At 46.9% G+C, this 19820-nt stretch carries 19 protein-coding genes; 15 read left to right on the top strand and 4 right to left on the bottom strand.

Features of this window, described 5'->3' with window-relative positions:
* The first annotated feature begins 14 nt into the window (after nucleotides 1-14).
* Nucleotides 15-2468, top strand: coding sequence for a phenylalanine--tRNA ligase subunit beta (gene pheT / locus MKZ12_RS08990; protein ID WP_339260017.1), 2454 nt, complete (start codon nucleotides 15-17; stop codon nucleotides 2466-2468).
* A 138-nt stretch (nucleotides 2469-2606) separates the two neighbouring features.
* A complete protein-coding gene (locus MKZ12_RS08995; protein ID WP_339260018.1) occupies nucleotides 2607-5315 on the top strand; it encodes a hypothetical protein in 2709 nt (902 codons plus the stop codon).
* 104 nt (nucleotides 5316-5419) lie between these two features.
* Here the strand turns inward: MKZ12_RS08995 and MKZ12_RS09000 are convergent, their stop codons facing one another.
* Nucleotides 5420-5809 (bottom strand): cytochrome C oxidase subunit II, encoded by a 390-nt coding sequence (locus MKZ12_RS09000; RefSeq protein WP_339260020.1) that lies wholly within the window; start codon nucleotides 5807-5809, stop codon nucleotides 5420-5422.
* Between the two features lie 217 nt (nucleotides 5810-6026).
* A complete protein-coding gene (locus MKZ12_RS09005; RefSeq protein WP_017689637.1) occupies nucleotides 6027-6386 on the bottom strand; it encodes a phage holin family protein in 360 nt (119 codons plus the stop codon).
* Nucleotides 6387-6574: 188 nt separating this feature from the next.
* Here MKZ12_RS09005 and MKZ12_RS09010 point away from each other — a divergent pair, with 188 nt between their 5' ends.
* From MKZ12_RS09010 to MKZ12_RS09025, 4 genes are all read left to right on the top strand, one after another.
* Nucleotides 6575-8941: an endonuclease MutS2 gene (locus MKZ12_RS09010; RefSeq protein WP_339260022.1), complete on the top strand. Its 2367-nt coding sequence runs from the start codon at nucleotides 6575-6577 to the stop codon at nucleotides 8939-8941.
* A 50-nt stretch (nucleotides 8942-8991) separates the two neighbouring features.
* Complete coding sequence (locus MKZ12_RS09015) at nucleotides 8992-9432, top strand: DUF350 domain-containing protein (protein ID WP_339240835.1); 441 nt, start codon at nucleotides 8992-8994, stop codon at nucleotides 9430-9432.
* Nucleotides 9433-9552: 120 nt separating this feature from the next.
* On the top strand, nucleotides 9553-10119 hold the full coding sequence (locus tag MKZ12_RS09020; RefSeq protein WP_339260023.1) for a hypothetical protein: 567 nt from the start codon (nucleotides 9553-9555) through the stop codon (nucleotides 10117-10119).
* A 131-nt stretch (nucleotides 10120-10250) separates the two neighbouring features.
* Nucleotides 10251-11465 carry an MFS transporter gene (locus MKZ12_RS09025; protein ID WP_339260025.1) on the top strand — a complete coding sequence of 405 codons (1215 nt, stop codon included), beginning with the start codon at nucleotides 10251-10253 and terminating at the stop codon, nucleotides 11463-11465.
* A gap of 86 nt (nucleotides 11466-11551) precedes the next feature.
* Here MKZ12_RS09025 and MKZ12_RS09030 read toward each other — a convergent pair whose 3' ends face one another.
* Nucleotides 11552-12772, bottom strand: a complete 1221-nt coding sequence (locus MKZ12_RS09030) for an FAD-dependent oxidoreductase (protein ID WP_339260026.1) — start codon at nucleotides 12770-12772, stop codon at nucleotides 11552-11554.
* Nucleotides 12773-12869: 97 nt separating this feature from the next.
* Between MKZ12_RS09030 and MKZ12_RS09035 the strand changes: the two genes are divergently transcribed.
* From MKZ12_RS09035 to MKZ12_RS09065, 7 genes are all read left to right on the top strand, one after another.
* Nucleotides 12870-13103, top strand: coding sequence for a hypothetical protein (locus MKZ12_RS09035; protein WP_339240841.1), 234 nt, complete (start codon nucleotides 12870-12872; stop codon nucleotides 13101-13103).
* A gap of 35 nt (nucleotides 13104-13138) precedes the next feature.
* The gene (locus tag MKZ12_RS09040) at nucleotides 13139-13534 is read left to right on the top strand and encodes a spore coat protein (RefSeq protein WP_339260029.1); all 396 of its coding nucleotides are present in this window, start codon (nucleotides 13139-13141) and stop codon (nucleotides 13532-13534) included.
* A 160-nt stretch (nucleotides 13535-13694) separates the two neighbouring features.
* A complete protein-coding gene (locus MKZ12_RS09045) occupies nucleotides 13695-14195 on the top strand; it encodes an Lrp/AsnC family transcriptional regulator (protein ID WP_237176219.1) in 501 nt (166 codons plus the stop codon).
* A gap of 13 nt (nucleotides 14196-14208) precedes the next feature.
* Nucleotides 14209-15417 (top strand): aminotransferase class I/II-fold pyridoxal phosphate-dependent enzyme, encoded by a 1209-nt coding sequence (locus tag MKZ12_RS09050; protein WP_339260031.1) that lies wholly within the window; start codon nucleotides 14209-14211, stop codon nucleotides 15415-15417.
* Between the two features lie 143 nt (nucleotides 15418-15560).
* Nucleotides 15561-15827 carry an aspartyl-phosphate phosphatase Spo0E family protein gene (locus MKZ12_RS09055; RefSeq protein WP_091014723.1) on the top strand — a complete coding sequence of 89 codons (267 nt, stop codon included), beginning with the start codon at nucleotides 15561-15563 and terminating at the stop codon, nucleotides 15825-15827.
* A gap of 170 nt (nucleotides 15828-15997) precedes the next feature.
* The gene (locus tag MKZ12_RS09060) at nucleotides 15998-16549 is read left to right on the top strand and encodes a hypothetical protein (protein WP_339240844.1); all 552 of its coding nucleotides are present in this window, start codon (nucleotides 15998-16000) and stop codon (nucleotides 16547-16549) included.
* Nucleotides 16550-16586: 37 nt separating this feature from the next.
* Entirely contained in the window at nucleotides 16587-17129 is a 543-nt protein-coding gene (locus tag MKZ12_RS09065; protein ID WP_339240845.1) for a bifunctional adenosylcobinamide kinase/adenosylcobinamide-phosphate guanylyltransferase, read from the top strand.
* Between the two features lie 82 nt (nucleotides 17130-17211).
* Here the strand turns inward: MKZ12_RS09065 and MKZ12_RS09070 are convergent, their stop codons facing one another.
* Nucleotides 17212-17823, bottom strand: a complete 612-nt coding sequence (locus MKZ12_RS09070) for a DedA family protein (RefSeq protein WP_339260033.1) — start codon at nucleotides 17821-17823, stop codon at nucleotides 17212-17214.
* Nucleotides 17824-17973: 150 nt separating this feature from the next.
* Between MKZ12_RS09070 and MKZ12_RS09075 the strand changes: the two genes are divergently transcribed.
* A complete protein-coding gene (locus MKZ12_RS09075; RefSeq protein ID WP_339260035.1) occupies nucleotides 17974-18549 on the top strand; it encodes a cob(I)yrinic acid a,c-diamide adenosyltransferase in 576 nt (191 codons plus the stop codon).
* The gene (locus MKZ12_RS09080; RefSeq protein ID WP_339260036.1) at nucleotides 18546-19529 is read left to right on the top strand and encodes an RluA family pseudouridine synthase; all 984 of its coding nucleotides are present in this window, start codon (nucleotides 18546-18548) and stop codon (nucleotides 19527-19529) included. Before MKZ12_RS09075 ends, MKZ12_RS09080 begins: the two co-directional genes overlap by 4 nt.
* Nucleotides 19530-19820 lie beyond the last annotated feature (291 nt).

Consider the following 19820-nt stretch of genomic DNA (forward strand, 5'->3'; position numbering starts at 1 on the left):
GGAAGTGAACGTCCATGAGAGTATCGACAGATTGGCTGTCTGATTATATTTCCCTTGAAGGTGTGACGCCACAGGAATTGGCAGAGAAAATTACCCGTGCGGGTGTCGAGATTGATGTAGTGGAGAACCGCAACAAGGGCGTGAATAAAGTTGTTGTAGGTTATGTGAAGAGCAAGGAGAAACACCCGGATGCAGACAAACTGAATGTGTGTGTTATCGATGCCGGTCAGGAAGAAGATCTGCAGATCGTGTGTGGTGCGAAAAATGTGGATGCAGGTCAAAAGGTAGTCGTAGCTTTGGTTGGAGCGAAGCTCCCAGGTGGATTGGATATCAAAAAAGCCAAACTGCGCGGTGTGGTATCCCTTGGCATGATCTGTTCTGCGAAAGAGCTCGGCATGAACGATAAATTGCTGCCCAAAGATCAACAGGAAGGTATTCTTGTTCTACCGGAAACAACAGAGGTTGGCACGCCGATCAGCCAGGTTCTTGGTCTCGACGATCATGTACTTGAACTGGACCTGACACCGAACCGCTCCGACTGTCTCAGCATGCGTGGTGCAGCTTATGAAGTAGGTGCCATTCTGGGTCGTGAAGTGAAGCTGCCAAATCCCAAAGACCAACTGGTTGAAGTGGGTGATGCAGCTGCGAATCATATCTCTGTAGAGATTAAGGCACAGGAGCAATGCAGTCACTATGCGGCTCGTTATGTAACCGGCATTAAGCTGGGTGCTTCCCCGCTCTGGATGCAAAACCGTCTGATGGCTGCAGGTGTTCGTCCAATCAACAATATCGTTGATATCACGAACTATGTCATGCTGGAATATGGTCAACCGTTACATGCATTCGATGCGGATAAGCTGGAAAAAGGCCATATTGAAGTGCGTATGGCCAACGAAGGCGAAACGATCGTTACGCTTGATGGACAGGAGCGCAAGCTGGAGCCGCACATGTTGCTCATTACGGATGGCGTGAAACCTGTAGCCATCGCTGGGGTTATGGGTGGCGAGAATTCCGAGGTATCGGAAGGTACGGTGAATCTGCTCTTGGAGTCCGCCAAATTCGACGGCGGAACCGTTCGGAAAACGTCGCGCCAACTGGGGCTGCGTTCCGAAGCAAGCATGCGTTTTGAGAAGGAAGTAGACCCGGGTGCGGTGATTACGGCTTTGGATCGTGCGGCTGAACTGATTCAGCGTTATGCTGAGGGTGAAGTGCATCAGGGAATTGTGGAAGCTGGGGCAGAAGCGGCGGAGAAACGTGTCATTCAATTGTCGCTGAACAGGCTGAATCGTTATCTGGGAACAGATCTGTCTTTGCTTGAGGTGAAAACGATCTTCGCTCGCTTGCACTTTGCATGTGGTGATGCTGAGCAAGGACTGCTGGATGTGGAAGTGCCAACACGCAGAGGGGATATTACACTTGATGTAGACTTGTTCGAAGAGATTGCGCGCTTGTACGGATACGACAACATTCCAACCACATGGATTGAAGGACCGACAACTCCGGGGGCATATACACGCTCTCAAGCGATGCGCCGCACTATTCGTGGAGTGCTCTCAGGCAGTGGCTGGCAGGAAATGATCAGTTATTCCTTTGTGCACCCGGATAAAGCGACATTATTCCCGGCGTTGACACAAGGCAGTAAAGCCGTGAAACTCGCGATGCCGATGAGTGAAGACCGCAGTGTGCTTCGTACGAGTATTTTGCCGCAAATGCTGGATGCAGCGGTGTATAACATGAACCGTAAACAGGATTCACTGGCTGTATTCGAAGTGGGCAGCGTGTTCTTCACCGAAGAAGATCAGCTGACCAAGCAACCCCATGAGATCCCAGTACTGGGCTTGCTGCTCACCGGGAATCGTGCAAACCAGCAGTGGAATGTTGGAGCGGAGAAAGTAGATTTCTTCGACCTGAAAGGTGCACTTGAGCAACTGTTCGCTTATGTAGGCCTGGAACAACGCATTCGCTTGGTAGCGAACAGCCCCGAAGGCTTCCATCCGGGACGTTCTGCATCAGTTTATCTGGAAGGCAAGGATGGCGGAGAAGGCACATTGATCGGTACATTGGGTCAGTTGCATCCGGAACTGCAACAGCAGTATGATCTGAATGATGTATACATCGCAGAGATTGCACTTGAATCGATCTACAATGAAGCAGACGCTGACATTCGTTATCGTGAACTTCCGCGTTTCCCAGCCATGGAACGTGATATCGCGGTTGTTGTGAATGAGGATGTTGAAGCGGGAGATATGCTGCGCGCCATTCGTGAATCGGCGGGTGAGTTGTTACAAACTGTACAAGTATTCGATGTGTTCACTGGAAGTAAGCTGGGTGAAAACAAGAAGAGCGTGGCGATGGCACTGGTATACCGGAATCATGAACGTACACTGACCGATGAGGAAGTTACTGAAGTTCATGCCCGTGTAGTGGCTCGTCTGGAAGAGCAATTCGGAGCGGAATTGCGTAAATAGGACAGAAGAACATTTTTTGAACAAAGATTAGCAGGAATTGTTTGAAGTCACATCGAATCCTTAGCATTAGAGGATCGATGTGACTTTTTTGTGATTACAGCTTAGAATCAACATACAGACTTGAAGGAGGGCACAACTGTGACTACACCTGATCGTACACGCGTCACCGTAGAGATCTACGGGACTTCCTATAAACTGGTTGGCAGCAGTGCCGACTATATGAAACAAGTAGCTAACCTGGTAGATGAGCGTATGAGCGCGATCTCCAAGCAAAATTCCCGTCTGGATACTCCGCGTATTGCGGTGCTGGCGGCTGTACATATGGCTGAACAGTCTCTTCAGACACAGGAAATCCGGAATGAGCTGAAGATGCTTACTGGAGAACGTACAGAACTGAGAAACGAATTAAATCGATTGAACGCCATACAAAATGAACATCAACAAGAATTGGAACGGCGTGACCAGTCTCTAGCTGAATTGCAGAAGCTGAAGCTTGAAGCAGAGCAGGCGCTGCAAAAGGCTGAGACGGACAAGCAAGCAGAAATGGACAAGTTAAACGCACTGCTTGAGCAGGAACGTGCCCAGGCAACGGCACAACTCAAGGAAGCAGAGGCCAAGGCGGCAACACAACTCAAGGAAGCAGAAGCGAAGGCAACGAGACAGCTGAAGGAAATGGAAGAAAAAGCGGCTAATCAGCTCAAAACTGCACAGGCACAGGCCGCTTCTCAGTTAAAAGAAGCTCAGAATCATTCTGCCGCCGAATTGCAGCAGGTGCAGGCCAAAGCTGCGGCTCAATATAAGGAATTGCAGGATAAGGCTGCCGCTCAATTAAAAGCAGCCGAGAGTCGTGCCATTGCAGAACGTCAACAAATAGAAGCCGAAGCTGCACAACAGGTTCAGACAGCCAAGGAAGAAGCCGAGTCGGCCATTTTGTTAGAGTTGGAGCAAGCAGAGAATAACCTGAAAAAAGCTCAGGAAGAAGCGGCACTGCAATATAACGAACTTCAGCAACAGATGGAGCTTCGTCTCCAGCAGGTTGAAGAAAAAGCGCTGGAACAGACTCAGGCTCTGACGGATCAAGCGAATCAAGAGCGGGCTGCCTTGCAGGAACAAGCGGAGCAGAAGCGCCTGAACCAGATAAACCAATTAAATGCAGAGTTCAAAGCCTTATCCGAACAGTCGGAACTCGAATGGATGGAGAAAGAAGCAGCCCTTGAGGAACAATTGCAACAAGCCAAGGAAGCAGCAGCATCTCAGGCAACCGAAGCCGCTGCAGTGGCAGAGGCCTTGTTGCAAGATGAACGAAGCAAGCTCAAGCAGCAGCTTGAGGAACAACGTAAACAGGCGGAGACTCGACTGTTAGATGTCGAGGAGCAATTGGAAGAAGTAATGACCCAGCTCATCAGTGCGCAGGACACAGTTGCAGCGCAAGAACAGCATCTCCAGCACGAGCGTGGTCAATTGGAAACGTTGCGTCATGAGCATGGAGTCCGTATACAGGAGCAGGAAGTTCAGAGTCGCCGAATTACGGAACTGGAACAACAACTGGAGCAGTTGAAAGAGGACCGGTCTCAGTTGCAGGAACTTCTGCGTGAAACGGAGCAGGCTGCCCAGCAATCCCGTGATGCACAGCAACAATGGAAACAGAAGTATAATGAAACTGTAGAGAGAGAAACCTCTCTTACAGCGCAGCTGCGCAAACTTCAGGAGCAGCACGCACAGCTTGAACAGGAAGTCCAAAACCTTCGTGAGGCTGAAGTGAAGTCGGAAGAGGAGCAGCGCAGGTTGCATAAGGTGCTTGAACAGGCTCATGCCGCGGTGCGTACATTGCAGAATGAGATCGGCACACTTACGGAACGTGAGCAATCCTGGAAAGACCTTGCTGAACAGCGATTGGCTGAGATCGGGGACCTGGAGAACCAGATTCTCGAAGTTGCTGAACAAAATGAGACATTGGAGTCTGGTGTGCAATCCCTTCATGATGAATTGTCCGTAGTGAAGGAAGAGTCTCGTTTTAACCATGAAGAGGCTGTCCATTACCAGAAGGATGCTGAGCTCTTGGAAGAAAAACGCAAAGAGCTTGAAGTTGAGTTAAATGCTGTTCGGGAAGATCTGGACCGACTTCAGGATAATTATAAACAAATCCGTAACGATTACAGTGATGCATTACAACGGGAAGAGAGTTACAGTTCCAAGATTGATGAATTGAGTTCAGAGAAGCAAGAGATTGTGAGAGCACTTGAAGAAGCAAGACAGTCTTCAGCAAAACTTTCCGAGCGCTACTCCGAGCAAGAGAACCGACTGGCCCAGACCGAGGAAGAAGCGCTGGAGTGGCAGATCAAATACGAAGAACTGTCGGTCAAACAGGCCGAATTGGCATCCCGCCTAGAGCAGTTGACGAGACGTGAAGAAGAACTTCGCTCAAGCGTTGAACAAGCAGAGCAGAACGACCAAGTATGGAAACGCCGTGCGGATGAATGGGCGGCTCAGGAGCAATCCTGGCAGGAGCGTTGGGCCGCGCTTGAGAATGAACTGACGGTTTGGAAGAGTGAGAGTGCTGCAAGTAGCGAGTTGCTGGAGGGACTGGAGCAAGAACGACAACAGCTGGATAAGTTACGTGCAGAAGCAACGCAAGAGAAAGAGATGATGGAAACCGAATTGCTTGAGATGGGAGAGCGTTACGAACTAGCAGCCAACCAATTACGTTTGTTACAGGTGGAACGCGAGATGGAGCAGGAGAAGGCAGAGCAACTGAACACGGAATATCGTCAGTTGCATGATGAATATAAGAAATTGCAGACGGAATATAACGAATGGATTGAATTGATTGAACAGGACCAGACCTAGCGGAATGAATGTAGCAGAACTGGCTCGTGGGCAACGTACTCTGGTACAATTTGTTATACTAAAGAAGGAGCTCCCGTCGCTGCGGGGGCTCCTTGTCTTGAAACCTATTCTTCAACAATAATTTTGGAGATCATGCTGCTGTGTCCTGAACCACAGAAGACAGAACAGGACATTTCAAACTCACCAACCTTGTCTGGGGTTATGACTTTGGAGCTATTTCTGGTATCCAGTTGAAGATTCAGCTCAGGCACAAGTATACCGTGATTTCCATTTACATTTTCATAAACAATGTTAACCGGAACGCCTTTTTTGAGTCGGTACTCAGGTTGATCGAATTCGTAGTTGCTTGCCTTGATGACCAGTTCTTCACTGGCTGTAACTTCAGCATCGGATCCATTACTTCCAGATTCTGCGGACTGCTTCGTCCCTCCGCATGCGGCGAGGACCAGAATTAACATACAGGCAGCAAGCCATGTTATGCCTTTCTTCATCATGTGCCTCCTTAAGCTTGATATGGATAAAATTTGAATGATTGCTCCAGTCATCATACCGCAATATATGGATGCCTGTACACGCTGCGTATGTCGGTTTTTTGAAAATTGTACGTCTATGTCATAGAGGGGTACTGCCCAAATGAAATAAACCTCTTCCGGCACGGAGCCTTCAGAGGTTTAAGCGAATATTCATTGGAACGTTAAGGTGAAATGTAGATTAACTTTTGGAGCTTCGTCCTGCATCAAAAGGGGTGGAAACCGGGATGAATAGATCGATAATCCCGATAACCAGCGCAGCGAGAATGGCACCGAGCAGGCTGACTTCAACATGATCTACAACATATTGACCAAGCCAAATCACCAGTGCGCTAACGATAAATCCGACAATACCGCGACCAAACGGGTTGACCCTTTTGCCGAAGATACCTTCAACAATCCAGCCGAGCAGGGCAATGACGAGAGCAAGCAGCAGGGCGCTCCAGAAGCCACCAACGGCGAATCCGGGAACGATCCAGCTAACCACCATTAATACTATTGCGGCGATGATAAATCGCACGACATGTCCCAGGAAATTCATGGTGTTTACCTCCTTTTATTTCGGATTGAACTGAGCAGGGCAACTCCAAGGGTATGGAGAGGTTGCACAATCCTGACACCTGTAGTTTGTGGTGCTATGGTTTAAGTTATGTGTGGAAGGATTCGTTAAATAGCGTAAGAAAGTTTCTTTCGTTATAATACAGATATAGTTTGGAAGGAGTTGTACACTTGGACACGAAAATTTTACACACATTGGAATATCGCAAAATTTTAAATACATTGCTTAGCTTTGCCCAGACGAGCATGGGAAAAAAGAAAGCGGAGCAACTTGAACCAAGCAGTGAACTTGAAGAAGTGAAGCGGTTGCTGCAGCAAACCGATGAAGCCTTTACATTCGATCGCTTGAAAGGCTCCCCGTCGTTTGGGGGAATTGTAGATATTACAGCTTCCATCAAACGAGCTGAAATTGGAGGCACACTTAACCCTCACGAACTTTTGGGAATATCCAACACGACCTTTGCGGCGCGGCGATTGAAACGTCAGATTGGTACTTTGCATGAAGATGAGCCCATCGAATCTCTGTTCTATATCAGTGACCAACTGTCAGAGCAAAAAACGCTTGAGGATGCCATCAAAATCTGTATTGACGACAATGCAGAGGTTGCCGACAGTGCAAGCGTAACGTTGGCTCAGATTCGTCGTGAGTTGCGAGGCGGTGAAGCGCGTATTCGCGAAAAGCTGGATTCCATGATTCGATCCTCTACTGTATCCAAGATGTTGCAGGATCAGCTCATCACCATCAGAGGAGACCGTTTTGTTATTCCGGTAAAAGCTGAATATCGTTCGTACTTTGGCGGGATTGTGCACGATCAGTCCGGTTCGGGTGCGACATTGTTCATTGAGCCGGAATCGATTGTAGCCATGAACAACAAATTACGCGAAACCCGGATTCGGGAAGAACGCGAAATAGAGATTATTTTGCAGAAATTGACGGCACTTGTCAGTGAGCAGGGTGAATGGCTGCTGTATGATGTCGACTTGCTGGGATCGCTTGATTTTATCTTCTCCAAAGCACGTCTGGCTCGTGAACTGAAAGCAACATTACCACGCATGAATGACCGCGGGTTCCTCAAACTGAAGAAGGGCCGTCATCCATTGATACCGATCGAAAACGTGGTTCCAATCGACATAGAGTTGGGCAATGATTACACATCCATTATCGTGACAGGTCCGAATACGGGTGGTAAGACGGTAACGCTCAAAACGATTGGATTGCTGAGCCTGATGGCGATGTCCGGTTTATTTGTTCCGGCTGAGGATGGCAGTCAGCTATGTGTATTTGATGCGATCTATGCAGACATTGGGGACGAGCAGAGTATTGAGCAGAATCTGAGTACGTTCTCCAGTCATATGACGAACATCATTCGCATTCTGAAGAATATGACGCCGAAGAGTCTGGTATTGCTCGATGAACTTGGAGCAGGAACAGACCCGGCTGAAGGGTCCGCACTGGCGATCTCCATGCTGGAGCATATGCACCGGACGGGATGTCGCATGGTTGCAACCACCCACTACAGTGAACTGAAAGCATACGCTTATGAGCGTAAAGGTGTCATTAATGCCAGCATGGAATTTGACATTAACACATTGAGTCCAACCTATCGCCTTCTGGTAGGTGTACCGGGACGAAGTAATGCATTTGCCATTGCAGAGCGACTGGGACTGCCAGGTTACATTCTCGATTACGCCCGTGGCGAAGTGAAGGAAGAGGATCAACGGATTGAGCACATGATTGCTTCCCTAGAAGAGAACCGTCTTACAGCTGAACAAGAGCGTGAGAAGGCGGAGAGCTTGCGCCAGGACATGGAGAAATTACGCAGTCGTCATCAGGCGGAACTGGAGAAGCTGGAACAGCAGCGTGATCGCCGGATTGAAAAAGCAGAAGAAGATGCACGCAGGATTGTGGACAAGGCACGCGCGGAAGCGGAGAAGATTATAGCAGATCTTCGCCTGTTGGCTATGGAGGAAGGTGCTTCCGTTAAGGAGCACAAACTCATTGCTGCCCGCAAACAACTGGACGAGGCTGAACCGGAGAAACGCAGGAAAACGGTCAAGAAGACGGCAACAGCGCCGAAGACTCGTGCCATCGGTCCTGGTGATGAAGTGCTTGTCTACAGTTTGAATCAAAAAGGCCATGTTGTAGAGATGTCGGGCAGTAAAGACGCTATGGTACAATTGGGGATTATGAAAATGAAAGTATCCCTGGATGACCTGGAACTACAACAATCGGCTCCAGCAGCCAAACCGAAGCAAAAACCGGTAACCGGTATGAAACGCACACGTGATGACAATGTGAAAAGTGAATTGGATCTGCGTGGCACCAACCTGGAAGAAGCCCTGATGGAGACAGACCGATTCATTGATGAAGCTTTCCTTGCCAACCTGGGCCAAGTTTATATTATTCACGGTAAAGGTACTGGAATTTTACGTTCCGGTATTCAGGATTACCTGCGTAAGCATAAACATATTAAAAGTTACCGGCTGGGCAATTACGGAGAAGGCGGAAACGGTGTGACCGTCGCAGAATTGGAATAGCCGGTCCATGAATCAATGATATTCTGCGACCTTATTCATGAAGGTCGCAGATGGGGAGAGGGGAACGGTGCGTGATAAAAAGCATTGACCAATTGCTGTCTCATCCTTTGGGGATGGTACTCGGTTTTTTCTCGGTAGCGATTATGGAGCTGCTTGTATTTCTGGCTTGCTTCGAACTGGTGACCAAGTATAAATGCTGGACGGAGATCAAGAAGGGCAATGTAGCGGTTGCGATGGCTACAGGAGGCAAGATCTTTGGGATCTGCAACGTACTGCGGTTCTGTATACAAGCCAAGTCTTCGGTATATGAAGCCATGACGTGGTCTTTTGTTGGGTTTGTTCTTCTGCTAACCGCCTATTTTTTGTTCGAATTCCTGACACCCGTGTTCTCCATTGATAAGGAGATCGAAGCGGATAACCGAGCTGTCGGATTGATATCCATGATTATTTCAGTCTCGCTGTCGTTTGTTATTGGCGCGAGCATTATCTAGGGGGAACGGTCATGAAGATATTGATACGGATTCTGTTTGCGGCATCGATCGTGTTTTTTGCCATCGGTGTGATCTATGTGATGAATACATGATGAGATGAAAGAGAAAGGTTGATTGAATATGGAAACAACAATATGCCCTTGGTGTCAAACGGAAATTGTATGGGATGAGGAACTTGGCCCTGAAGAGGAGTGTCCATACTGCCACAACGAATTGAAGGGATATCGAACGCTCAACATTAACATTGGTGATGAAGAGAACGATGATGCAGAGGACGACATCTATGATGTGGATGATGTAAAAGATGAGGAACAGACTACGGATCTTACAGATCTGTGGGGGGATGAAGTTGAACTCAAATTGCCGGAGCTGCGAACGTTGACCAAATATGCCGATGAGGGTAATGACCTCATTCAGTATGAACAAGGTGTTCAGAAGCAACTTGATCATCAGGAAGAAGTGCCTGAGTGCCCGAATTGTCGGGAATTCATGATTCTCGCAGGTACACAAGCTGCAACGCAGGATAATTTCTTGCCAGTTGCTAACGCAGTTTCAGGCGAAGGGGCGCTATTGTCACCTCCTTTTAAGGTGCTGACCTATATATGCTCGGGATGTTTCCAAGTTCAATACAGTCTGTCTGAGGATGACCGTCTGCGTCTGATTCAGAACCTGAGTGCGCAAGAGTAAGCTTCACGTAGATACGAACCACAATTTCAAAGCAATCCTGAAGATTCATCATGTTTTCCTCTTGCTTGGGGCACGTTAACCCTAAGACCTACCTGTACACAGTTCACTTCAGGTGGATGAAGGAGGAGCAGATGAAGATTACTTTAGGCCGACAATCCATTCTGCTTTTGGGCGTGAATGGATTGTTTGCGTTAGCCGGAGCACTGTCGGGAACCTTTTTGAATGTGTTTCTGTGGAAAAGCCGCCCGGATTATGCCATGTTGGGATGGTTCACTCTCAGTCAGCAACTGACCATTGGACTGACATTCTGGCTTGCTGGCAAATGGGTCAAGGAACACAATAAAATGAGTGCACTTCGACTAGGTACTGCGCTGTCCGGCATATTTTATATGATCGTCCTCTGGGCTGGCTCCAAAGCAGTAGACTGGATATGGCCATTGGGTATTCTATTAGGTTGTTCACTGGGGCTGTTCTGGATCGCATTTAATGTTGTGTATTTTGAAATAACGGATCGGGAAAACAGGGATCTATTCAATGGCTGGGTCGGGTTACTTGGCTCGATGACCGGAATTATAGGTCCGTGGTTCTCCGGTCTGATTATTACTCGCATGACAGACAACACAGGATATCGGCTCATCTTTACGGTATCACTCGTCATTTATGTCATAGCGGTAGTCTTCAGTTTTTTTCTGAAAAAAAGAAAGGTGAGCGGTACATACCGCTGGTCTGAACCCTGGATACAGCTATCCAAACCGAATAGTCCCTGGAGGACCTTAGCCTTGGGGTTATTCGCTCAGGGCGCAAGGGAAGGTGTCTTTGCCTTCCTGATTGCACTGTTGGTATATTTGGCCACAGCACAGGAGTACAAATTGGGGCAGTTTTCACTCATCACTTCAGCTGTGGCACTCGTAAGTTATTGGGCAGCCGGGAAGTGGTTCAAACCACAGTTCAGATCGAAAGGCATGTTCATCGGGGCCCTCATTCTGCTCGTTGTACTGCTTCCTCTTCTCTGGAAAGTGACCTATGGTACATTGTTAATCATGGGAATTGGGAGTGCTGTTGCGATGCCGTTGTACGTACTTCCAATGATATCAGCGGGATTCGACATGATGGGCACCAGTGGCGAAAATGTGGAGAAAAGGGTTGAACTTGTCGTTTTGAGAGAATTATGCCTGATGCTTGGCAGACTATTTGGATTGGCTATATTCATTGTGACGGTCATAAATGCTCCGTCTCTACACATGTTAACATGGCTTATTATTATCCTTGGTGCTTCTCCACTTATCGGATGGATCTTCATGCGCAAATTATTGAACCGAACGGAGGGGCAAGAGCCTGCGGCTTAGCAGGTCTCGAAATACAAACAGGGTACAGCGACAGGAAAGAGAACTTTCCGCGTGCTGTACCCTATTTGTATTGATTTGTTTTCCTGTTACACAGGAGATGGTTTATTTGTGCGTGTGAGTGAGAACAGATCCATATCAGGATTCTGTTTGCCGGCAATGGCATCCACAATTAAGGAAGCAGCAATCATGCTGTATACGGTCCCGTTACCTCCGTATCCTTCTACAAAATATGAATGCGGATAATCGGGATGGGTACCAATCAGAGGGAGACCATCATTCGTATTACCAAACACGGCACCCCAGGCATAATCGACTTCAAGATCATCTAAAGGGAAATAGGAACGTACCTCTTCCAGGAGTGTATCTCCCCGGTGTTTTGCCCGTATTTCACGTTGATCCTCCCGAGGTATTTCTTCATCCAAACCGCCTGCGATGATTCTTCCGTCGGGTGTTGTTCGCATATACAAATAGGGGCGTGCCGTCTCCCAAATCATGCTGTGTTCAGACCATTCACTAAGATCAGACAATGGTTTGGTAGCAATCGCATAAGTCGTTTTCAGATAGGCTCCACGATCCTTTTTGATGTCCTGTGTCTCGTAACCGGCAGCAAATATAACCTTCTTGGCACGGATTTTACCGTTGGAAGTGTGACATAATACACCTTCTTCATCGTACTCACAGTGTATCATCTCCGTCTGGCCATAAATTCGAGCGCCATGATTATTTGCGGATTCAAACAAGGCATGAACAAAACGATAGGGGTTCACTTCTGCATCTCCCATCGTGTATAGCGCAGCGGGTTTACTGAAAGGAAAATGCTTGCTTATTTTGTCAGCATCCCATAATTCAGCTTCAAAACCATAACGTTTCAGCGTCTCGTATTCTTCCTTCAGTAGAGTTACATCATCTTCGCTACTTGCAAAACAAAGACTTGTTCGAGGGATAAACCAAGGGTCTGTATCTAAACTGTCTGCAATTTGAGCAAGCTGGTTCATGGCCTCACGACATAGCTTATAAAAGCGCACGCCTGTCGCTTCACCAAAAGTATTGATACATGAGGTTAGTGTTTTGTCATTGGTATATTGTAAAAGACCTGTATTGGCAGAACTGCTGCCGTGGGCAATATCTCTCTTGTCAATGACAACGGTATTAATACCCTGCTCCGTGAGTAGTTTAGATGTCAATGCGCCCCCCATGCCTCCACCAATGATGAGGCAGTCACAAGAGATGTCTTCTTGCAGAGCAGAATAATCAAATGTTGCATTAAAAGTGGAGGGCCAAAAAGGTGTGCCATAGACCAAATCCATTAGAAACATCTCCTTTATGAATTAAATTTGTATACTTTTGTGTGACCGGGTTAACAATAATTGCGCATAAACTATATGCCGAGGAGGCCAGCGAAACATGCAGAATCATACGATGCAAGCACTGAGTCCCAAGGAATTAAACTACATTGCGGACTCAATCACCAATGAAGAACTGCTGATTAAGCAGTGTGCAGCAACAGCTTCCATCACACATAATCCACAAATTCAACAGGCACTGAATCACTATGTTCGCTCACATGAACAGCATCTGAACACGCTTGTCAATGCGCTTCAGCAACATCAGTCTCTTGCCCCGACACAAGCTCAGTAATTGAAGACTATTCTAACTGTATAGGAGGAGAATGCATGTATTCACAATCTTTATCACCTAATGGCTCTTTTATGCAAGAGCAAGATCTGCTGAAGTCGATTCTTGCAGATTTGAGACGAACCTCGCGCGAATATACGACTGCGACTACGGAAGCATCCTGCCCGATGACACGTCGAATGTTCACCGATTTAACGAACGATACCCTGAGATTGCAAGGAGAGCTGTTCAATCTGATGCAGCAAAACAACATGTATTCTGTGTCGGCCAAAGCACTCCGTCAGGATGTGGACAAGCAGCTCCAGTCTGCACAACAGGCCCAACAGAAGTGTCAGCAATTCATTCAGGAAAAGAATACGCAGCACAGCTCATACAGCCAAGCTCCTAATGTGCCTCAGCATCAGCCGAATTACGGTAACCCTTATTACATGTAACCTTTGCAAAAGAGGTTTGAAGCACCTAACGTTCCAGGACCATACCACCGCTTGCCCGAATTCAGGGCAGGCGGTCTTTTGTCTATGCATCAACGTTAAATTCATGTAATATAAGTATTAATTCATTTTCAGGAACCTGTATGACGCTGGAGGGAAAACCATGAAAGATTTGAACGATCTGCAATTAAAAGTTCTGGATCTGTTGAAGGAAGACGCGAGAAGGACTCCCACACTGCTGTCGACGCTGCTGGGGGAGTCGGAAGACAAGATCAAAAATGCGGTGGCACAGCTTGAACAAGACCACGTCATCGTGAAATACGCAACCGTCGTGAACTGGAGCAAAATAGATGATGAAAAAGTAACCGCCCTGATTGAGGTTCAGATCACGCCGGAGCGTGGTCGTGGCTTTGAAGGGATTGCCGAGCGCATTTATCTCTATCCGCAAGTGAAATCCGTATATCTCATGTCAGGTGCATACGATCTGCTCGTTGAAGTGGAAGGTGGCAACCTGCGCGAAGTCGCTAATTTTGTGTCGGAGAAACTGTCTCCGATAGACTCTGTACTTTCAACCAAAACGAATTTTATACTTAAAAAATATAAGCAGGACGGGATTATCTTTGAAGACCATCAAGAAGACAACCGTCTCATGATCTCGCCGTAAAGGAAGATGTGTCATGATAGTGAATGAACAGACAACCGGGAACAATAAGAAAATGACAACTTATCTGGCACCCCTCGTGCAGCAGATACCTCCATCCGGAATTCGTAAATTTTTTGATCTGGTTGGAGACAACAAGGATATTATTACATTGGGTGTGGGTGAACCTGATTTTGTTACACCTTGGCATATGCGTGAAGCCTGTGTCTACTCGCTGGAAAGAGGTATGACCAGTTACACATCCAACGCAGGTATGCCGAAGTTGAGAGAAGCCATCAGTGAATATCTGGATACTCAGTTTGATACCAAATACGATCCCAAGGATGAGATTATTGTCACCGTGGGTGGCAGTGAAGCGATTGATCTGGCTTTGCGCGCGTTAATCGTACCTGGCGACGAGATTCTCATTCCTGAACCTTCCTACGTGGCTTATTCACCAATCGCTTCAATCGGTGGCGGTATACCGGTTGGGGTTGAAACCTACGCAAAAGATCAGTTCAAGTTAACGGCCGAAGCACTTGAAGCTGGCATCACACCGAAGTCGAAAGTGGTTATTCTGTGTTATCCGAGTAATCCCACTGGGGCCATCATGACGTATGAAGAGTGGCTGCCGATTGCTGAAGTGATTAAAAAGCATGATCTGATTGTAATCGCTGATGAAATCTATGCTGAATTGACGTATACACAAAAACATGTTAGCTTTGCAGCTATTCCTGACATGAAGGAGCGAACAATTCTCGTAAGCGGATTTTCGAAGGCATTTGCAATGACAGGTTGGCGGATCGGTTACATGTGTGGTCATCCTGAACTTATTGCAGCCATGCTCAAAATCCATCAGTATACAGTAATGTGTGCACCGGCCATGGGTCAGGTTGCTGCACTTGAGGCATTGACGAACGGTTTGGGTGAGAAAGATCGGATGGTAGAATCGTATAATCAGCGTAGACGTTTAATTGTGCAGGGATTCAGGGATATTGGACTTGATTGTCATGAACCTCAGGGAGCATTCTATGCATTCCCGAGTATTCAAAAGACAGGTATGAGTTCCGACCTGTTTGCTGAGCGATTGTTAACGGAGAATAAAGTTGCTGCTGTTCCCGGCAATGTTTTTGGCCCTCAGGGTGAAGGCTTCTTGCGCTGTTCTTATGCTACTTCTGTAACCCAATTGAATGAAGCTTTGGAACGAATCGGAAACTTTGTTTACAAACTGCAAAAAGAGGGTTAATACTAAAGTAGAATCTTTTTACAAATGTGGCATTGTTATCGTTGGAAAAAAATAACTTTCTTTTACAAAATAATGTGATATAATTTCAATTTGAAATAAGTTTTCATATATTTGGAAAACATTTTTCCAAGGAGGGGTTAGCTTTGTTTTGTGTTGAATATGATTTACCGACGAATCGTGGGCACGTTCTGGCAGAAGGCGATCATGGCGACCGATGGTCGGTGAAACCCGATAACGCATCTTTGCATGACATTTCCTTGGAAGATGAAATTCATATGCTTCGTCGCAAGATGGAACAGATCTTCCTCGAAGAGAAATCATTCACATCCGATATTGTAATTGAAATCAGCAGTTTGCTGGATTTAAAGATTAATGAGTATATGAAGGCTAACCCGATCAAAGCAAAATAACGTTTATGCCGGATTGAAACGTTTCATTAATCGAATTAGAGAGGGAGACCTGAGAGGGTCTTCTTTTTTTTTGTGTGCTAAGGCAGGGTGATCCCTCGATAAAACAGGTTATTTTTTTGCGTGGAACAATTGTGATATATTGGACGTAGGAGACTAAAGGGGGAACTGGAATGAAGAGATTTTGGGGGCTTACTGCGATCGTTTCTATTGTTTTTCTGCTTGCTGGTTGTGGTGGTAAAGATGGTTTTTCCATTTTTATCATTGATAACCAAGGAAATCCATCTGTAATCTCAGAACAGTTACAGGCTAATCTGCAACAGAAACTGGGCGAGGAACCCAAGGTGGAAGTGATCACCAGTGCGATGTATGATGTTCAGAAAATTATGGTTGAGTACGCAGCTGGAGGACATGATATCTTCATTTTGCCTGAATCTGACATGAAACAATATGGAAGTAATGGTTCCAATATTCCGCTGGATGATACTTTTGACCCCAAGAAGTTTGAACGGGGTGTATTTGAGGGTGGAGTATTGGTAGAGAAGGGTGAAGGAGATGGAGGTTCAGATATCAAACAAGAATCACATCTTTACGGCATTCCGCTCGAAGATATGAAAATGTTTAAAGATGTAGAATATGCTGCGAGCAATCTGTTCGCTACCATTCCAGTGTCATCTTCCAATGTCGAAGAATCCAAGAAAGTGCTGAAGGCGCTGACAGAGTAAAGAAAATTCAGAATGGCTATGGAAGGAGGGAAGCGGATTGCTGATTACGGTCACAGGCGGCATAGGTAGTGGTAAAACCCGGTTTGCCCTCAAGTACGCAGCCGGGATTAGCCGGGAGGGTGTATATTTATCCACTGGTGATCATGATCCCGTTATTCCCGAATTGCCATCCGCTCATTATCGTGCCATTCATGCCGGGAACGGTCAGCATCTGACAGAGGTGATCACCCAGATTAATCGGGAATCCAATCTGTTTTTGGCGGATCAGCGAATTGTAATTGTAGATAGTCTGACCTCCTGGATGGCTACCAGTTTCAGAGCAACCGAGGATCTGAATCAGCAGCGATCAGAGACACAGCTTTTGCTTGATGCGTTATTGTCTTATCAGGGGAAGCTGCTTGTGATTACCAATGAAATGCATGGCACATTACATCCTACCGAGGAAGAACGAATATTTACAGCGAGAATGGCTTCGGTTAACCGGATGCTGCAGATACATGCTGAAAAGATGTACATGCTGGTATCTGGTCTGGCTATCGATCTTAAGAGTCAGGGCATGCGCAATGAAGATGAACGATAGTGAGATGACATAAACGGGTGACATAAAGAAGCCTCCTTAACCACGAATGGGTGGCGAGGAGGCTTTATTTAATCATCGTTCTTTATTTTTTCTTTTTGCTACGTCTGATCCACCAGATGATACATCCGATAACAATAATGGCTAGCATGACGTACACCACGATGGAATAGACGTCCATAAAGTGCAAAATGCTCTCCCACGATGCGCCTAGCGCAGCACCGACGCAGACAAGAATGACATTCCAGATCAATGTACCAATGGTTGTAAAGAGAAGGAATAAACCAAATTTCATATTGGACATGCCTGCCGGAATGGAGATAAGACTACGTACGAGGGGAACCATTCGGCAGAATAATACGGTCCACATGCCATATTTGTCAAACCATGCATCGACACGGTGAATATCCTCTTTTTTGATGCGTAGCACATGTCCCCAACGTTCCACAATTTTCTCAAGGCGCTCGACGTCAATGAGCAGACCAATACCATACAGCATGACAGCACCAAGGACGGAGCCGATGGTAGCAGCGATAATAACTCCTGGAAGAGTTAGACTGGTGTAAGTGGTCATGAAACCGCCAAAGGGCAAGATGATTTCGGATGGAATCGGGGGAAATACATTCTCAAGAGCAATAATGAGTGCAATGCCTATGTAGCCGTATTGTTCCATGAAATCGGTTATCCAGTTTTGCATAATCGTCTCCCTTTGCTTTTGGTTTCCTTCGATTTGTCGTATACTCGGCAGAGCACACCAATTCTTATATACGTGTACAGCGAGAAACTGGTTTCTGAAAAAATAGCATTCCCGTATTTATTAATGATATTAACAATTGGAGGGATAACGATGGGCATATATACACGAACAGGTGACGAAGGTCAGACCTCGGTTATTGGTGGACGTGTCATCAAGGATGATGACCGAGTAGAGGCTTATGGTACGATTGATGAATTGAACTGTTTTGTCGGTCAGGCGATTAGCCTTATTGACTCAGCTCAGGGCGAATTCGACGATCTGCGTGAACATCTGCTAGAAGTGCAGCAGGAATTGTTCGATTGCGGGTCGGATCTGGCCTTCGTGAAGATTAGTGAGACCAAATATAAGGTGAGAGATGAAATGGTCACACGTCTGGAGCAATGGATTGACCAGTATGATGCAGAGAATCCGAAAGTGGAACGCTTCATTATTCCAGGTGGCAGCCAGTTATCCTCTGCTTTGCACGTATGCCGTACCGTATGTCGCCGCGCAGAACGTCGCACGGTAACACTGGGACAACATACGGATATTAATCCGTCTGTACGGCGGTATCTAAACCGACTGTCTGATTATTTCTTCGTGGTTGCACGGACGGCCAACGCGAGACAACAGGTGGCCGATATTGAATATGTGCGGAGCAAAAAAGTCTTCCGCCGCAAAGAATGAGCCAATACTATTCGCCCATTGTCTACACGGTGACCGAGCAAGAAGATGGCTGGCTGCTGAAGACCGTGCTTCAGCGGCGGCTGCTGGTGTCCCGCAAGCTCTTGTCCAAAATCAAGCTGACGGAACAAGGCGTTATGCTTAATGGAGAGCGCGTATACATTAGCGTCAAGGTAGCTGCAGGTGATGTCGTTGAAGTTCGGATGGAGCAAGAGGAATCGGATGATATTTTGCCCGAACCTATCCCCTTTACCGTTCTGTATGAAGATGAGCACTTACTTGTTGTCAACAAGGATGCAGGCATCATCGTTCATCCGACACATGGACATTACACAGGTACTTTGGCGAATGGAGTCGTTCATTACTGGAAATCCAAGGGTGAGCGATTCCGGTTTAGACCAATTCATCGTCTTGATCAGGAAACGTCAGGTGTGCTGGCTATAGCCAAGAACCCGTATGTGCACCAGCACGTATCTGAACAGATGATTGCAGGGACGGTAGATAAGAAATATATTGCGTTTGTACACGGCAGCCCCGTCCCGGAACAAGGGTCAGTGGATGGGCCGATTGACAGGGATCCTGAAGAGCCACACCGCCGAATTGTAACGCCTGATGGTTACGCGGCGAGAACGTTGTATACGACGTTAACACGTTGGGCAGAGGGCACCGCCAGTGCAGTAAGTCTCAAGCTGGAAAGTGGAAGAACCCACCAGATCCGGGTACATATGACGTCCATCGGTTGCCCGTTGATCGGAGATCGGATGTACAAGACACTACCTGAGCATGAGATCAATGAGCAGGCCATGGCTGTTCGGGAAGAACGGGATAGCTGGATCGAACGTCAAGCCTTACACGCCTGCGAATTGACGTTTGAGCATCCAATTCTACAGGAACGCATGACGTTCCATGCCCCTTTGCCAGCAGATATGGCCGCGCTAGAGAATCGTTTGAATGATGACGCAGCTCCCAGAGAAGAATTGTAGGAAGCCTGCAACGAGGCTCTTAGATTTCCTTAGATACGCCCTCTGTGTAGTAGGTGTCGTAGCTTTTTGTACGGTCCATCTTGCTAGGCCCTTTCTGCTTAAGTTTCAACGCTAGTAAGCTATTCCATTGTGAGGGGTGCTATAATGCACTCGAACAACATGCCGTAGGCTAATCTTTATGGTTTAATGTGTTGATGTTTACCCATTTCATGTTAAATATTTCATGAATTCAAATCTCAAAAGCTTTTAAGGATATAAAAGCTGTAAGACTTTGACCCAAAAAATATAGCG

Origin of the sequence: Paenibacillus sp. FSL R5-0713 (genome assembly GCF_037973325.1) — a bacterium.
Taxonomy (GTDB): domain Bacteria; phylum Bacillota; class Bacilli; order Paenibacillales; family Paenibacillaceae; genus Paenibacillus.

Coding starts and splice junctions, on each gene's coding strand:
- pheT (WP_339260017.1), top strand. CDS start 15: ATGAGAGTATCGACAGATTGGCTGTCTGATTATATTTCCCTTGAAGGT.
- MKZ12_RS09000 (WP_339260020.1), bottom strand. CDS start 5,809: ATGATGAAGAAAGGCATAACATGGCTTGCTGCCTGTATGTTAATTCTG.
- MKZ12_RS09005 (WP_017689637.1), bottom strand. CDS start 6,386: ATGAATTTCCTGGGACATGTCGTGCGATTTATCATCGCCGCAATAGTA.
- MKZ12_RS09015 (WP_339240835.1), top strand. CDS start 8,992: ATGGGGAGAGGGGAACGGTGCGTGATAAAAAGCATTGACCAATTGCTG.
- MKZ12_RS09020 (WP_339260023.1), top strand. CDS start 9,553: ATGGAAACAACAATATGCCCTTGGTGTCAAACGGAAATTGTATGGGAT.
- MKZ12_RS09025 (WP_339260025.1), top strand. CDS start 10,251: ATGAAGATTACTTTAGGCCGACAATCCATTCTGCTTTTGGGCGTGAAT.
- MKZ12_RS09030 (WP_339260026.1), bottom strand. CDS start 12,772: ATGGATTTGGTCTATGGCACACCTTTTTGGCCCTCCACTTTTAATGCA.
- MKZ12_RS09035 (WP_339240841.1), top strand. CDS start 12,870: ATGCAGAATCATACGATGCAAGCACTGAGTCCCAAGGAATTAAACTAC.
- MKZ12_RS09040 (WP_339260029.1), top strand. CDS start 13,139: ATGTATTCACAATCTTTATCACCTAATGGCTCTTTTATGCAAGAGCAA.
- MKZ12_RS09045 (WP_237176219.1), top strand. CDS start 13,695: ATGAAAGATTTGAACGATCTGCAATTAAAAGTTCTGGATCTGTTGAAG.
- MKZ12_RS09050 (WP_339260031.1), top strand. CDS start 14,209: ATGATAGTGAATGAACAGACAACCGGGAACAATAAGAAAATGACAACT.
- MKZ12_RS09060 (WP_339240844.1), top strand. CDS start 15,998: ATGAAGAGATTTTGGGGGCTTACTGCGATCGTTTCTATTGTTTTTCTG.
- MKZ12_RS09070 (WP_339260033.1), bottom strand. CDS start 17,823: ATGCAAAACTGGATAACCGATTTCATGGAACAATACGGCTACATAGGC.
- MKZ12_RS09075 (WP_339260035.1), top strand. CDS start 17,974: ATGGGCATATATACACGAACAGGTGACGAAGGTCAGACCTCGGTTATT.
- MKZ12_RS09080 (WP_339260036.1), top strand. CDS start 18,546: ATGAGCCAATACTATTCGCCCATTGTCTACACGGTGACCGAGCAAGAA.